11 protein-coding genes are annotated in these 14,408 nt (G+C 51.6%); 9 read left to right on the top strand and 2 right to left on the bottom strand.

The window, feature by feature from the left end; genetic code table 11:
• The first annotated feature begins 14 nt into the window (after window positions 1–14).
• Window positions 15–398, top strand: coding sequence for a YjaA family stress response protein (yjaA, locus tag EAS44_RS23370; protein ID WP_001298281.1), 384 nt, complete (start codon window positions 15–17; stop codon window positions 396–398).
• A gap of 63 nt (window positions 399–461) precedes the next feature.
• On the opposite strand, the gene yjaB is transcribed toward yjaA, so the two are convergent.
• Window positions 462–905 carry an acetyltransferase gene (gene yjaB / locus EAS44_RS23365; protein ID WP_000236968.1) on the bottom strand — a complete coding sequence of 148 codons (444 nt, stop codon included), beginning with the start codon at window positions 903–905 and terminating at the stop codon, window positions 462–464.
• 156 nt (window positions 906–1,061) lie between these two features.
• Here yjaB and metA point away from each other — a divergent pair, with 156 nt between their 5' ends.
• The 4 genes from metA to aceK all read left to right on the top strand — a co-directional run bounded on the left by metA (window position 1,062) and on the right by aceK (window position 6,968).
• A complete protein-coding gene (gene metA, locus EAS44_RS23360) occupies window positions 1,062–1,991 on the top strand; it encodes a homoserine O-acetyltransferase MetA (RefSeq protein WP_001122785.1) in 930 nt (309 codons plus the stop codon).
• 268 nt (window positions 1,992–2,259) lie between these two features.
• Complete coding sequence (gene aceB, locus EAS44_RS23355) at window positions 2,260–3,861, top strand: malate synthase A (protein ID WP_000138843.1); 1,602 nt, start codon at window positions 2,260–2,262, stop codon at window positions 3,859–3,861.
• Window positions 3,862–3,890: 29 nt separating this feature from the next.
• A complete protein-coding gene (gene aceA / locus EAS44_RS23350) occupies window positions 3,891–5,195 on the top strand; it encodes an isocitrate lyase (RefSeq protein ID WP_000857845.1) in 1,305 nt (434 codons plus the stop codon).
• Between the two features lie 48 nt (window positions 5,196–5,243).
• Window positions 5,244–6,968, top strand: coding sequence for a bifunctional isocitrate dehydrogenase kinase/phosphatase (aceK, locus tag EAS44_RS23345; protein WP_001137237.1), 1,725 nt, complete (start codon window positions 5,244–5,246; stop codon window positions 6,966–6,968).
• Window positions 6,969–6,984: 16 nt separating this feature from the next.
• Here the strand turns inward: aceK and iclR are convergent, their stop codons facing one another.
• Window positions 6,985–7,809: a glyoxylate bypass operon transcriptional repressor IclR gene (iclR, locus tag EAS44_RS23340; protein ID WP_000226411.1), complete on the bottom strand. Its 825-nt coding sequence runs from the start codon at window positions 7,807–7,809 to the stop codon at window positions 6,985–6,987.
• Between the two features lie 199 nt (window positions 7,810–8,008).
• On the opposite strand from iclR, the gene metH reads away from it, so the two are divergent.
• The 4 genes from metH to yjbB all read left to right on the top strand — a co-directional run bounded on the left by metH (window position 8,009) and on the right by yjbB (window position 14,366).
• A complete protein-coding gene (gene metH, locus EAS44_RS23335; protein WP_000096024.1) occupies window positions 8,009–11,692 on the top strand; it encodes a methionine synthase in 3,684 nt (1,227 codons plus the stop codon).
• Window positions 11,693–11,751: 59 nt separating this feature from the next.
• Window positions 11,752–12,072 carry a hypothetical protein gene (locus tag EAS44_RS23330; protein ID WP_000590025.1) on the top strand — a complete coding sequence of 107 codons (321 nt, stop codon included), beginning with the start codon at window positions 11,752–11,754 and terminating at the stop codon, window positions 12,070–12,072.
• Between the two features lie 42 nt (window positions 12,073–12,114).
• Window positions 12,115–12,564, top strand: coding sequence for a hypothetical protein (locus EAS44_RS23325; RefSeq protein WP_001189566.1), 450 nt, complete (start codon window positions 12,115–12,117; stop codon window positions 12,562–12,564).
• Window positions 12,565–12,734: 170 nt separating this feature from the next.
• Window positions 12,735–14,366 (top strand): Na/Pi cotransporter family protein, encoded by a 1,632-nt coding sequence (yjbB, locus tag EAS44_RS23320; protein ID WP_000956822.1) that lies wholly within the window; start codon window positions 12,735–12,737, stop codon window positions 14,364–14,366.
• The last annotated feature ends 42 nt before the right edge of the window (window positions 14,367–14,408 follow it).

Genomic DNA, 14,408 nt, shown 5'->3' with positions numbered 1-14,408 from the left:
ATGAAGGGAATCTCATGTCAGTTCTGTATATCCAAATTCGTCGTAATCAAATTACTGTTCGCGATCTTGAAAGCAAACGTGAAGTGTCAGGAGATGCTGCCTTCAGTAACCAGCGCCTGTTAATCGCCAATTTCTTTGTTGCAGAAAAAGTTCTGCAAGATCTTGTTCTGCAACTCCACCCACGTTCAACCTGGCATTCTTTTTTGCCAGCAAAACGTATGGATATTGTTGTGAGCGCGCTGGAAATGAATGAGGGCGGTTTGTCACAGGTTGAGGAACGCATTCTTCATGAAGTGGTCGCAGGGGCAACGTTAATGAAATATCGCCAGTTCCACATCCATGCGCAATCAGTGGTACTCAGTGATAGTGCGGTCCTGGCAATGTTTAAGCAGAAATAATCATGTCACCATTGGTGGGTACGAAACCTAAAGTTCAGCCCACCGGGATGAGAAAAAAACCGCCTACACCCCCACATATGCCAGATTCAGCAATGGATACGGTTTCCCCAAATCGTCCACCTCAGAGCGTCCCGTAACCTTAAAACCCACCTTCTTATAGAACCCAACCGCCTGCTCATTTTGCTCATTAACATTGGTTGTCAGTTCCGGGGCCATTGAGAGCGCATGCTTCACCAGCATCCGACCCACGCCGCAGCCGCGCACATCAGGATCGATAAACAGCGCATCCATATGCTGCCCACTTAACAACATAAACCCAACCGGCCGATCCCGCTCATTAACCGCGACCCACAACGGTGCTTCCGGCAGAAAGGAATGCACCAGCTCTTCCAGCTCGGCCCGATACTCTGCTGATAAAAAATCGTGAGTGGCATCGACAGAACGACACCAAATCGCAACGAGTTCCTCCCCCTCCTCATGCCGTGAGCGTCGAATACTAATAACCATTTTCTCTCCTTTTCGTCATTCTTATATTCTAACGTAGCCTTTTCCTTGAAACTTTCTCACCTTCAACATGCAGGCTCGACATTGGTAAATTTTCTGGTTATCTTCAGCTATCTGGATGTCTAAACGTATAAGCGTATGTAGTGAGGTAATCAGGTTATGCCGATTCGTGTGCCGGACGAGCTACCCGCCGTCAATTTCTTGCGTGAAGAAAACGTCTTTGTGATGACAACTTCTCGCGCGTCTGGTCAGGAAATTCGTCCGCTAAAGGTGCTTATCCTTAACCTGATGCCGAAGAAGATCGAAACTGAAAATCAGTTTCTGCGCCTGCTTTCAAACTCACCTTTGCAGGTCGATATTCAGCTTTTGCGCATCGATTCCCGTGAATCGCGCAACACGCCCGCAGAGCATCTGAATAACTTCTACTGTAACTTTGAAGATATTCAGGAACAAAACTTTGACGGTCTGATAGTTACCGGCGCGCCGCTGGGCCTGGTGGAGTTTAATGATGTCGCTTACTGGCCGCAGATCAAACAGGTGCTGGAGTGGTCGAAAGATCACGTCACCTCGACGCTGTTTGTCTGCTGGGCTGTACAGGCCGCGCTCAATATCCTCTATGGTATTCCTAAGCAAACCCGCACCGACAAACTCTCTGGCGTTTACGAGCATCATATTCTCCATCCTCATGCGCTTCTGACGCGTGGCTTTGATGATTCATTCCTGGCACCGCATTCGCGCTATGCTGACTTTCCGGCAGCGTTGATTCGTGATTATACCGATCTGGAAATTCTGGCAGAGACGGAAGAAGGGGATGCATATCTGTTTGCCAGCAAAGATAAGCGCATTGCCTTTGTGACGGGCCATCCCGAATATGATGCGCAAACGCTGGCGCAGGAATATTTCCGCGATGTGGAAGCCGGGCTAGACCCGGATGTACCGTATAACTATTTCCCGCACAATGATCCGCAAAATACACCGCGAGCGAGCTGGCGTAGTCACGGTAATTTGCTGTTTACCAACTGGCTCAACTATTACGTCTACCAGATCACGCCATATGATCTACGGCACATGAATCCAACGCTGGATTAATCTTCTGTGATAGTCGATCGTTAAGCGATTCAGCACCTTACCTCAGGCACCTTCGGGTGCCTTTTTTATTTCCGAAACACACCTCAGCAAGTGAATAAATTTTATTTATATTGTTATCAGTAAGTTAACATGTATTTTTAATTAAAATGGAAATTGTTTTTGATTTTGCATTTTAAATGAGTAGTCTTAGTTGTGCTGAACGAAAAGCGCACAACGATCCTTCGTTCACAGTGGGGAAGTTTTCGGATCCATGACGAGGAGCTGCACGATGACTGAACAGGCAACAACAATCGATGAACTGGCTTTTACAAGGCCGTATGGCGAGCAGGAGAAGCAAATTCTTACTGCCGAAGCGGTAGAATTTCTGACTGAGCTGGTGACGCATTTTACGCCACAACGCAATAAACTTCTGGCAGCGCGTATTCAGCAGCAGCAGGATATCGATAACGGAATGTTGCCTGATTTTATTTCGGAAACAGCTTCCATTCGTGATGCTGACTGGAAAATTCGCGGGATTCCTTCGGACTTAGAAGATCGTCGCGTAGAGATTACCGGACCTGTAGAGCGCAAGATGGTGATCAACGCGCTCAACGCCAATGTGAAAGTCTTTATGGCCGATTTCGAAGATTCACTGGCACCAGACTGGAACAAAGTGATCGATGGGCAAATTAACCTGCGCGATGCGGTTAACGGCACCATCAGCTATAGCAATGAAGCAGGCAAAATTTATCAGCTCAAGCCCAATCCAGCGGTTTTGATTTGTCGGGTACGCGGTCTGCACTTGCCGGAAAAACATGTCACCTGGCGTGGTGAGACAATCCCCGGTAGCCTGTTTGATTTTGCGCTCTATTTCTTCCACAACTATCAGGCACTGTTGGCAAAGGGCAGCGGTCCCTATTTCTATCTGCCGAAAACCCAGTCCTGGCAGGAAGCGGCCTGGTGGAGCGAAGTCTTCAGCTATGCAGAAGATCGCTTTAATCTGCCGCGCGGCACCATCAAGGCGACGTTGCTGATTGAAACGCTGCCCGCCGTGTTCCAGATGGATGAAATCCTTCACGCGCTGCGTGACCATATTGTTGGTCTGAACTGCGGTCGTTGGGATTACATCTTCAGTTATATCAAAACATTGAAAAACTATCCCGATCGCGTCCTGCCAGACAGACAGGCAGTGACGATGGATAAACCCTTCCTGAATGCTTACTCACGCCTGTTGATTAAAACCTGCCATAAACGCGGTGCTTTTGCGATGGGCGGCATGGCGGCGTTTATTCCAAGCAAAGATGAAGAGCGCAATAACCAGGTGCTCGACAAAGTAAAAGCGGATAAATCGCTGGAAGCCAATAACGGTCACGATGGCACATGGATCGCTCACCCGGGCCTTGCTGATACGGCAATGGCGGTATTCAACGATATTCTCGGCTCCCGCAAAAACCAGCTTGAGGTGATGCGCGAACAAGACGCGCCGATTACTGCCGATCAGCTGCTGGCACCTTGTGATGGTGAACGCACCGAAGAAGGTATGCGCGCCAACATTCGCGTGGCTGTGCAGTACATCGAAGCGTGGATCTCTGGCAATGGCTGTGTGCCGATTTATGGCCTGATGGAAGATGCGGCGACGGCTGAAATTTCCCGTACCTCAATCTGGCAGTGGATCCATCATCAAAAAACGTTGAGCAATGGCAAACCGGTGACTAAAGCCTTGTTCCGCCAGATGCTGGGCGAAGAGATGAAAGTCATTGCCAGCGAACTGGGCGAAGAACGTTTCTCCCATGGGCGTTTTGACGATGCCGCACGCTTGATGGAACAGATCACCACTTCCGATGAGTTAATTGATTTCCTGACCCTGCCAGGCTACCGCCTGTTAGCGTAAACCACCACATAACTATGGAGCATCTGCACATGAAAACCCGTACACAACAAATTGAAGAATTACAGAAAGAGTGGACTCAACCGCGTTGGGAAGGCATTACTCGCCCGTACAGCGCGGAAGATGTGGTGAAATTACGCGGTTCAGTCAATCCGGAATGCACCCTGGCGCAACTGGGCGCGGCGAAAATGTGGCGTCTGCTGCACGGCGAGTCGAAAAAAGGCTACATCAACAGCCTCGGTGCACTGACTGGTGGTCAGGCGCTGCAACAGGCGAAAGCGGGTATTGAAGCAGTCTATCTGTCGGGATGGCAGGTAGCGGCGGACGCTAACCTGGCGGCCAGCATGTATCCGGATCAGTCGCTCTATCCGGCAAACTCGGTGCCAGCGGTGGTGGAGCGGATCAACAATACTTTCCGCCGTGCGGATCAGATCCAATGGTCCGCGGGCATTGAGCCGGGCGATCCGCGCTATGTCGATTACTTCCTGCCGATCGTCGCCGATGCGGAGGCCGGTTTTGGCGGTGTACTGAATGCCTTTGAACTGATGAAAGCGATGATTGAAGCCGGTGCAGCGGCAGTTCACTTCGAAGATCAGCTGGCATCAGTGAAGAAATGTGGTCACATGGGCGGCAAAGTTTTGGTGCCAACTCAGGAAGCTATTCAGAAACTGGTCGCGGCGCGTCTGGCAGCTGATGTGACGGGCGTTCCAACCCTGCTGGTTGCTCGTACCGATGCCGATGCGGCGGATCTGATTACCTCCGATTGCGACCCACATGACAGCGAATTTATTACTGGCGAGCGTACCAGTGAAGGCTTCTTCCGTACTCATGCGGGTATTGAGCAAGCGATCAGCCGTGGCCTGGCGTATGCGCCATATGCTGACCTGGTATGGTGTGAAACCTCCACGCCGGACCTGGAACTGGCGCGTCGCTTTGCACAAGCCATCCACGCGAAATATCCGGGCAAACTGCTGGCTTATAACTGCTCGCCGTCGTTCAACTGGCAGAAAAACCTCGACGACAAAACTATTGCCAGCTTCCAGCAGCAGCTGTCGGATATGGGCTACAAGTTCCAGTTCATCACCCTGGCAGGTATCCACAGCATGTGGTTCAACATGTTTGACCTGGCAAACGCCTATGCCCAGGGCGAGGGTATGAAGCACTATGTTGAGAAAGTGCAGCAGCCGGAATTTGCCGCCGCGAAAGATGGCTATACCTTCGTATCTCACCAGCAGGAAGTGGGTACAGGTTACTTCGATAAAGTGACGACCATTATTCAGGGCGGCACGTCGTCGGTTACCGCACTGACTGGCTCCACTGAAGAATCGCAGTTCTAACAACCAACGCCCCTTTCCGTAAGGCGAGGGGCGAATTAAGGAGAGGCGATGCCGCGTGGCCTGGAATTACTGATTGCACAAACCATTTTGCAAGGTTTCGACGCTCAGTATGGTCGATTCCTCGAAGTGACTTCCGGGGCGCAGCAGCGTTTCGAGCAAGCCGACTGGCATGCTGTCCAGCAGGCGATGAAAAACCGTATTCATCTTTACGATCATCACGTGGGTCTGGTCGTGGAGCAACTGCGCTGCATTACTAACGGCCAAAGCACGGACGCGGCATTTTTACTGCGCGTTAAAGAGCATTACACCCGGCTGTTGCCAGATTACCCGCGCTTCGAGATTGCGGAGAGCTTTTTCAACTCCGTGTACTGTCGGTTATTTGACCACCGCTCGCTTACTCCCGAGCGGCTTTTTATCTTTAGCTCCCAGCCAGAGCGCCGCTTTCGTACCATTCCACGCCCACTGGCGAAAGACTTTCACCCCGATCACGGCTGGGAATCTCTGCTGATGCGCGTTATCAGCGATCTGCCGCTGCGTCTGCGTTGGCAGAATAAAAGCCGTGACATTCATTACATCGTTCGCCATCTGACGGAAACGCTGGGGACAGACAACCTCGCGGAAAGTCATTTACAGGTGGCGAACGAACTGTTTTACCGCAATAAGGCAGCCTGGCTGGTGGGCAAACTAATAACGCCTTCCGGCACGTTGCCATTTTTATTGCCGATCCACCAGACGGACGACGGCGAGTTATTTATTGATACCTGCCTGACGACGACCGCCGAAGCGAGCATTGTTTTTGGCTTTGCGCGTTCTTATTTTATGGTTTATGCACCGCTGCCCGCAGCGCTGGTCGAGTGGCTACGGGAAATTCTGCCAGGTAAAACCACCGCTGAATTGTATATGGCTATCGGCTGCCAGAAGCACGCTAAAACCGAAAGCTACCGCGAATATCTCGTTTATCTACAGGGCTGTAATGAGCAGTTCATTGAAGCGCCGGGTATTCGTGGAATGGTGATGTTGGTGTTTACGTTGCCGGGTTTTGATCGGGTATTTAAAGTCATCAAAGACAGGTTCGCGCCGCAGAAAGAGATGTCTGCCGCTCACGTTCGTGCCTGCTATCAACTGGTGAAAGAGCACGATCGCGTGGGCCGAATGGCGGACACCCAGGAGTTTGAAAACTTTGTGCTGGAGAAGCGGCATATTTCCCCGGCATTAATGGAATTACTGCTCCAGGAAGCAGCGGAAAAAATCACCGATCTCGGCGAACAAATTGTGATTCGCCATCTCTATATCGAACGACGGATGGTGCCGCTCAATATCTGGCTGGAACAAGTGGAAGGTCAGCAGCTGCGCGACGCCATTGAAGAGTACGGCAATGCCATTCGCCAGCTTGCCGCTGCCAACATCTTCCCTGGGGATATGTTATTTAAAAACTTTGGCGTCACCCGTCACGGGCGCGTGGTGTTTTATGATTACGATGAAATTTGCTACATGACGGAAGTGAATTTCCGCGACATCCCGCTGCCGCGCTACCCGGAAGACGAACTTGCCAGCGAACCGTGGTACAGCGTCTCGCCGGGTGATGTTTTCCCGGAAGAGTTCCGTCACTGGTTATGTGCCGACCCGCGTATTGGTCCGCTATTTGAAGAGATGCACGCCGACTTGTTCCGCGCTGATTACTGGCGCGCACTACAAAACCGCATACGTGAAGGGCATGTGGAAGATGTTTATGCGTATCGGCGCAGGCAGCGGTTTAGCGTTCGATTCGTATAAATCAGAGGCGAAAAAGTCAGCGTATTCCACCGTACGACAGCGTCACTTCCTTCGCCGCTTTAATCACCATCGCGCCAAACTCGGTCACGCGGTCATCGGTAATACGTGAAATCGGCCCGGAAATTGAAATTGCGGCAAACGGTTCGCGGTGCTCATCGAAAATACACGCTGCAAGGCAACGCAGCCCCAGCGCATGTTCCTCATCGTCAAATGAATAACCCCGTTTGCGCGTTTGGGCGAGATCTTCTTTTAAATGCACAGGAGACACCAGCGTCGCGTGGGTATAGGCATGTAACCCTTTGCGGTGCAGCAGCTTCGTCACCTGTTCTTCGCTCAGTTGGGCCAGAAAGGCTTTACCCGCACCGGAAGCGTGCATCGGCAATTTACCGCCGATAGGCGCGGACATACGCATCAGGTGAGTACACTGTACCTGGTCGATAATAATCGCTTCGTGATTGCTTTGATCAAGCACCGCCATATTGACCGTTTCGCCAGACTCTTCCATTAGATTGCGCAGGATAGGGTGAACAATCGCTAACAAATTACGGCTCTGGAGAAAGCTGCTACCGACCATAAAGGCGTGTGCGCCGATTGCCCAGTGACCCAGTTCGCCGACCTGACGGACAAAGCCCTGTTGCTGCATCGTGGTTAGCAGGCGGTGGGTCGTGGAATTGGGTAACCCGGCTTGCTGTGCCAGTTCCGTGAGTGCCACACTGCCATTGGATTCGGCAATCCACTCCAGTAATTTCAGGCCACGCGTTAAAGACTGAACCTGTCCAGTCGCTGGTGCGGTGGCAACGGCGGGTTTTCTGCCGCGTTTTGCGGGAATGGGTGCGACCATGACAGTCTCCTTTTTCTGTATCGTGGAAATCATTTTCATTTTTATTATCAGCGAATGCAATAGTTGCTGAACAGATCCGATGAGTTAATGTTGAACAAATCTCATGTTGCGTGGTGGTCGCTTTTACCACAGATGCGTTTATGCCAGTATGGTTTGTTGAATTTTTATTAAATCTGGGTTAAGCGTGTCGGGAGCAAGTGTGAGCAGCAAAGTGGAACAACTGCGTGCGCAGTTAAATGAACGTATTCTGGTGCTGGACGGCGGTATGGGCACCATGATCCAGAGCTATCGACTGAACGAAGCCGATTTTCGTGGTGAACGCTTTGCCGACTGGCCATGCGATCTCAAAGGCAACAACGACCTGCTGGTGCTCAGCAAACCGGAAGTGATCGCCGCTATCCACAACGCCTACTTTGAAGCGGGCGCGGATATCATCGAAACCAACACCTTCAACTCCACGACTATTGCGATGGCGGATTACCAAATGGAATCCCTGTCGGCGGAAATCAACTTTGCAGCGGCGAAACTGGCGCGCGCCTGTGCCGACGAGTGGACTGCCCGCACGCCGGAGAAACCGCGCTACGTTGCCGGTGTTCTCGGCCCGACCAACCGCACGGCGTCTATTTCTCCGGACGTCAACGATCCGGCATTCCGCAACATCACTTTTGACCAGCTGGTGGCGGCTTATCGAGAATCCACCAAAGCGCTGGTGGAAGGTGGCGCGGACCTGATCCTGATTGAAACCGTTTTCGACACCCTTAACGCCAAAGCGGCGGTCTTTGCGGTGAAAACGGAGTTTGAAGCGCTGGGCGTTGAGCTGCCGATTATGATCTCCGGCACCATCACCGACGCCTCCGGGCGCACGCTCTCCGGGCAGACCTCTGAAGCGTTTTACAACTCCCTGCGCCACGCCGAAGCGCTGACCTTTGGCCTGAACTGTGCGCTGGGGCCAGACGAACTGCGCCAGTACGTACAGGAACTGTCGCGTATTGCGGAATGCTATGTCACCGCCCACCCGAACGCCGGGCTGCCCAACGCCTTTGGTGAATACGATCTCGACGCCGACACGATGGCAAAACAGATACGTGAATGGGCAGAAGCGGGCTTTCTCAATATCGTCGGCGGCTGCTGCGGCACCACGCCACAACATATTGCAGCGATGAGTCGTGCAGTAGAAGGATTAGCGCCGCGCAAACTACCGGAAATTCCCGTAGCCTGCCGTTTGTCCGGCCTGGAGCCGCTGAACATTGGCGAAGATAGCCTGTTTGTGAACGTGGGTGAACGCACCAACGTCACCGGTTCCGCTAAGTTCAAGCGCCTGATCAAAGAAGAGAAATACAGCGAGGCGCTGGATGTGGCGCGTCAGCAGGTGGAAAACGGTGCGCAGATTATCGATATCAACATGGATGAAGGGATGCTCGACGCCGAAGCGGCGATGGTGCGTTTTCTCAATCTGATTGCCGGTGAACCGGATATCGCTCGCGTGCCGATTATGATCGACTCCTCAAAATGGGACGTTATTGAAAAAGGTCTGAAGTGTATCCAGGGCAAAGGCATTGTTAACTCTATCTCGATGAAAGAGGGTGTCGACGCCTTTATCCATCACGCGAAACTGTTGCGTCGCTACGGTGCGGCAGTAGTGGTAATGGCTTTTGACGAACAGGGCCAGGCCGATACCCGCGCACGGAAAATCGAGATTTGCCGTCGGGCGTACAAAATCCTCACCGAAGAGGTTGGCTTCCCGGCTGAAGATATCATCTTCGACCCGAACATCTTCGCGGTCGCAACTGGCATTGAAGAGCACAACAATTACGCACAGGACTTTATCGGCGCGTGTGAAGACATCAAACGTGAACTGCCGCACGCACTGATTTCCGGCGGCGTTTCTAACGTGTCGTTCTCGTTTCGTGGCAACGATCCGGTGCGCGAAGCCATTCACGCGGTGTTCCTCTACTACGCTATTCGCAATGGCATGGATATGGGGATCGTCAACGCCGGGCAACTGGCGATTTACGACGACCTGCCTACCGAACTACGCGACGCGGTGGAGGATGTGATCCTCAACCGTCGCGACGATGGCACCGAGCGTTTACTGGAGCTTGCCGAGAAATATCGCGGCAGCAAAACCGACGACACCGCTAACACCCAGCAGGCGGAGTGGCGCTCGTGGGAAGTGAATAAACGTCTGGAATACTCGCTGGTCAAAGGCATTACCGAGTTTATCGAGCAGGATACCGAAGAAGCCCGCCAGCAGGCTACGCGTCCGATTGAAGTGATTGAAGGCCCGTTGATGGACGGCATGAACGTGGTCGGCGACCTGTTTGGCGAGGGCAAAATGTTCCTGCCGCAGGTGGTGAAATCGGCGCGCGTCATGAAACAGGCGGTGGCGTATCTCGAACCGTTTATTGAAGCCAGCAAAGAGCAGGGTAAAACCAACGGCAAGATGGTGATCGCCACCGTGAAAGGCGATGTCCACGACATCGGTAAAAATATCGTTGGCGTGGTGCTGCAATGTAACAACTACGAAATTGTCGATCTCGGCGTGATGGTGCCTGCGGAAAAAATTCTCCGTACCGCTAAAGAAGTGAATGCTGATTTGATTGGCCTTTCAGGGCTGATCACGCCGTCGCTGGACGAGATGGTTAACGTGGCGAAAGAGATGGAGCGTCAGGGCTTCACCATTCCGCTATTGATTGGCGGCGCGACCACCTCAAAAGCGCACACGGCGGTGAAAATCGAGCAGAACTACAGCGGCCCGACGGTGTATGTGCAGAACGCATCGCGCACCGTTGGTGTGGTGGCGGCGTTGCTTTCCGACACTCAGCGCGATGATTTCGTTGCTCGTACCCGCAAGGAGTACGAAACCGTGCGTATTCAGCACGGACGAAAGAAACCACGCACACCACCGGTCACGCTGGAAGCGGCGCGTGATAACGACTTCGCTTTTGACTGGCAGGCTTACACGCCGCCGGTGGCGCACCGTCTCGGTGTGCAGGAAGTCGAAGCCAGCATCGAAACGCTGCGTAATTACATCGACTGGACGCCGTTCTTTATGACCTGGTCGCTGGCCGGGAAGTATCCGCGCATTCTGGAAGATGAAGTGGTAGGTGTTGAGGCGCAGCGGCTGTTTAAAGACGCCAACGACATGCTGGATAAATTAAGCGCCGAAAAAATGCTGAACCCGCGTGGCGTGGTGGGCCTGTTCCCGGCAAACCGTGTGGGTGATGACATTGAAATCTACCGTGACGAAACGCGTACCCATGTGATTAATGTCAGCCACCATCTACGCCAACAGACCGAAAAAACCGGCTTCGCTAACTACTGTCTCGCTGACTTCGTTGCGCCGAAGCTTTCTGGTAAAGCAGATTACATCGGCGCATTTGCCGTGACTGGCGGGCTGGAAGAGGACGCACTGGCTGATGCCTTTGAAGCACAGCATGATGATTACAACAAAATCATGGTGAAAGCGCTTGCCGACCGTCTGGCGGAAGCCTTTGCTGAGTATCTCCATGAGCGTGTGCGTAAAGTCTACTGGGGCTATGCGCCGAACGAGAACCTCAGCAACGAAGAGCTGATCCGCGAAAACTACCAGGGCATCCGTCCGGCACCGGGCTACCCTGCCTGCCCGGAACATACGGAAAAAGCCACAATCTGGGAGCTGCTGGAAGTGGAAAAACATACCGGTATGAAACTCACGGAATCCTTCGCCATGTGGCCGGGTGCATCGGTTTCGGGTTGGTACTTCAGTCATCCAGACAGCAAGTATTACGCGGTGGCGCAAATTCAGCGCGATCAGGTTGAAGACTATGCCCGCCGTAAAGGAATGAGCGTTACCGAAGTCGAGCGTTGGTTGGCACCGAATCTGGGGTATGATGCCGAGTAAGTGATAACACCGGGGTATTTGCCCCGGTTTTTAATGTCATAAATAATGGATTATTGAACATGATAAAAATTGATGAAATAGATTTTTTCGCTTTCGAAGGATGTTCAGAGTCCGAAGTTACTGAACTATTAGGAAAAAAACCAACAGGTTATAATGATTGGATGATTAATATAAAAACAGGTGTGGAGTGGGTATTTTATGATGGTCGTTATTGGTTAGATTTTCGTAAATCCAAAGAGGGTATAAGGTGTATCTCATGCAGTATTCTGTATCACGATAAAAGTAAAGGGCGTATCGATGTCTTATTTAGTGAAGGTATAGCTGACAGAGGTTTAAAAAATACGGGTGGAGTGTTAATCCAAAAACGCCCGCAATTATAATAATTCCTGGTAATATTTGTTTTCGTAAAAAGGATTTACTTTATGCAACGTCAATATAAAAAATACATTCTTCTTTTTTGGGGTGTCATGGATGTTATCGCGATAGCCACATATCTGTTCTACTCGCTTGGTAATGGTCGTATCCCTTTTTATTCCGATATCGTTCATTCACTTTCTTTACTTAAGGATATCGGTGTTGAAGGCGGTTTTTACGCTTATGCAGTCGCCACTGTTACGCTACAAATAGTATTATTGCTCTCTTTATTCTTTTCTGCGCAATGTTTTTTAAGACAAAAATTATTTAGTTTCTCTTTTTTGGCGATTCAGGAGTTTATGCGTTTTGCTACCGTAAGCTGTTCAATCTCCGTAATACCGTTGTTACTTAATTATTTTTATTCACAGGATCTGGTCTTAAATATTTCGTTGTTTATCTTCTCAGAGGTCACAAAAGTGACAACGATTATCTGGTGTAAACGACAGGGGAAAGTGTGACAGAAATAGCAACAGATACAGGTGGATTTTTATATAAATGCCTTTTTAAATGCTTTCTTGTATAAATCTCTTATACTGAAAGTACATACAAGAGAAATGCCTGGATAAAAACAACGTGATTAGAAAAATCTTAACAGGAAAATGCATAACAAAAAGGAGAACCTGATTCCGTGCTAACTTTGCTTCACCTGCTTTCTGCCGTCGCCCTGCTGGTCTGGGGGACTCATATTGTTCGAACAGGCGTAATGCGCGTCTTCGGCGCGCGTCTGCGTACTGTCCTTAGCCGGAGCGTCGAAAAAAAGCCGCTCGCCTTTTGCGCGGGGATCGGCGTTACCGCACTGGTGCAGAGCAGTAATGCCACCACCATGCTGGTGACCTCGTTCGTCGCTCAGGATCTGGTTGCTCTCGCGCCTGCGCTGGTGATTGTGCTGGGTGCAGATGTCGGGACGGCGCTGATGGCGCGTATTCTCACCTTCGATTTATCCTGGCTGTCACCGTTACTTATTTTTATCGGCGTGATTTTTTTCCTCGGACGCAAACAGTCACGCGCCGGGCAACTGGGCCGCGTCGGTATTGGTCTTGGGCTGATTTTACTGGCGCTGGAGTTGATTGTGCAGGCCGTAACGCCGATCACTCAGGCAAACGGCGTTCAGGTGATCTTTGCCTCGCTGACTGGCGACATTTTGCTGGATGCGCTGATTGGTGCGATGTTCGCCATTATCAGCTACTCCAGCCTTGCCGCGGTACTGCTGACCGCGACTCTGACCGCCGCAGGCATTATCTCTTTCCCAGTGGCGCTTTGTCTGGTGATTGGTGCAAACCTCGGTTCCGGCCTGCTGGCGATGCTCAACAACAGTGCCGCCAATGCCGCAGCCCGCCGTGTCGCGCTGGGTAGCCTGCTGTTTAAGCTGGTGGGTAGCCTGATTATCCTGCCGTTTGTTCATTTGCTGGCAGAGACAATGGGGAAGTTGCCATTGCCAAAAGCGGAATTGGTGATCTATTTCCACGTCTTCTACAACCTTGTACGCTGCCTGGTCATGTTGCCATTCGTTGACCCGATGGCACGGTTTTGCAAAACGATTATTCGCGATGAACCGGAACTGGATACCCAGCTACGGCCTAAACATCTGGATGTCAGCGCGCTGGATACGCCCACGCTTGCTCTGGCGAACGCTGCCCGCGAAACCCTGCGCATTGGCGACGCCATGGAACAGATGATGGAAGGGCTGAATAAAGTGATGCACGGCGAGCCACGGCAGGAGAAAGAGCTGCGTAAGCTGGCTGATGACATCAACGTTCTCTATACCGCCATTAAGCTGTATCTGGCGCGGATGCCAAAAGAGGAACTGGCAGAAGAAGAGTCGCGCCGCTGGGCGGAGATCATCGAAATGTCGCTCAACCTTGAACAGGCCTCCGATATCGTCGAGCGCATGGGGAGTGAAATTGCCGACAAATCGCTGGCTGCAAGGCGAGCATTTTCGCTTGATGGCTTGAAGGAACTGGATGCGCTCTATGAGCAATTGCTCAGTAATTTAAAACTGGCAATGTCGGTTTTCTTCTCTGGCGATGTTACCAGCGCCCGTCGTTTGCGCCGCAGCAAACATCGTTTTCGCATTCTTAATCGCCGCTATTCCCACGCCCACGTCGATCGCCTGCATCAGCAAAACGTGCAGAGTATTGAAACCAGTTCGCTACATTTAGGCTTACTGGGAGATATGCAGCGTCTGAACTCGCTGTTTTGTTCGGTGGCTTACAGTGTGCTGGAACAGCCGGATGAAGATGAAGGACGGGACGAGTATTAATACCGTGACCCTGAAGGCCTGATAAGACGCGTAAAGCGTCGC

The sequence above is a fragment of the Escherichia coli DSM 30083 = JCM 1649 = ATCC 11775 genome, assembly GCF_003697165.2.
GTDB classification, from domain to species: domain Bacteria; phylum Pseudomonadota; class Gammaproteobacteria; order Enterobacterales; family Enterobacteriaceae; genus Escherichia; species Escherichia coli.
This window is presented reverse-complemented; position numbering and strand designations above follow the sequence as displayed.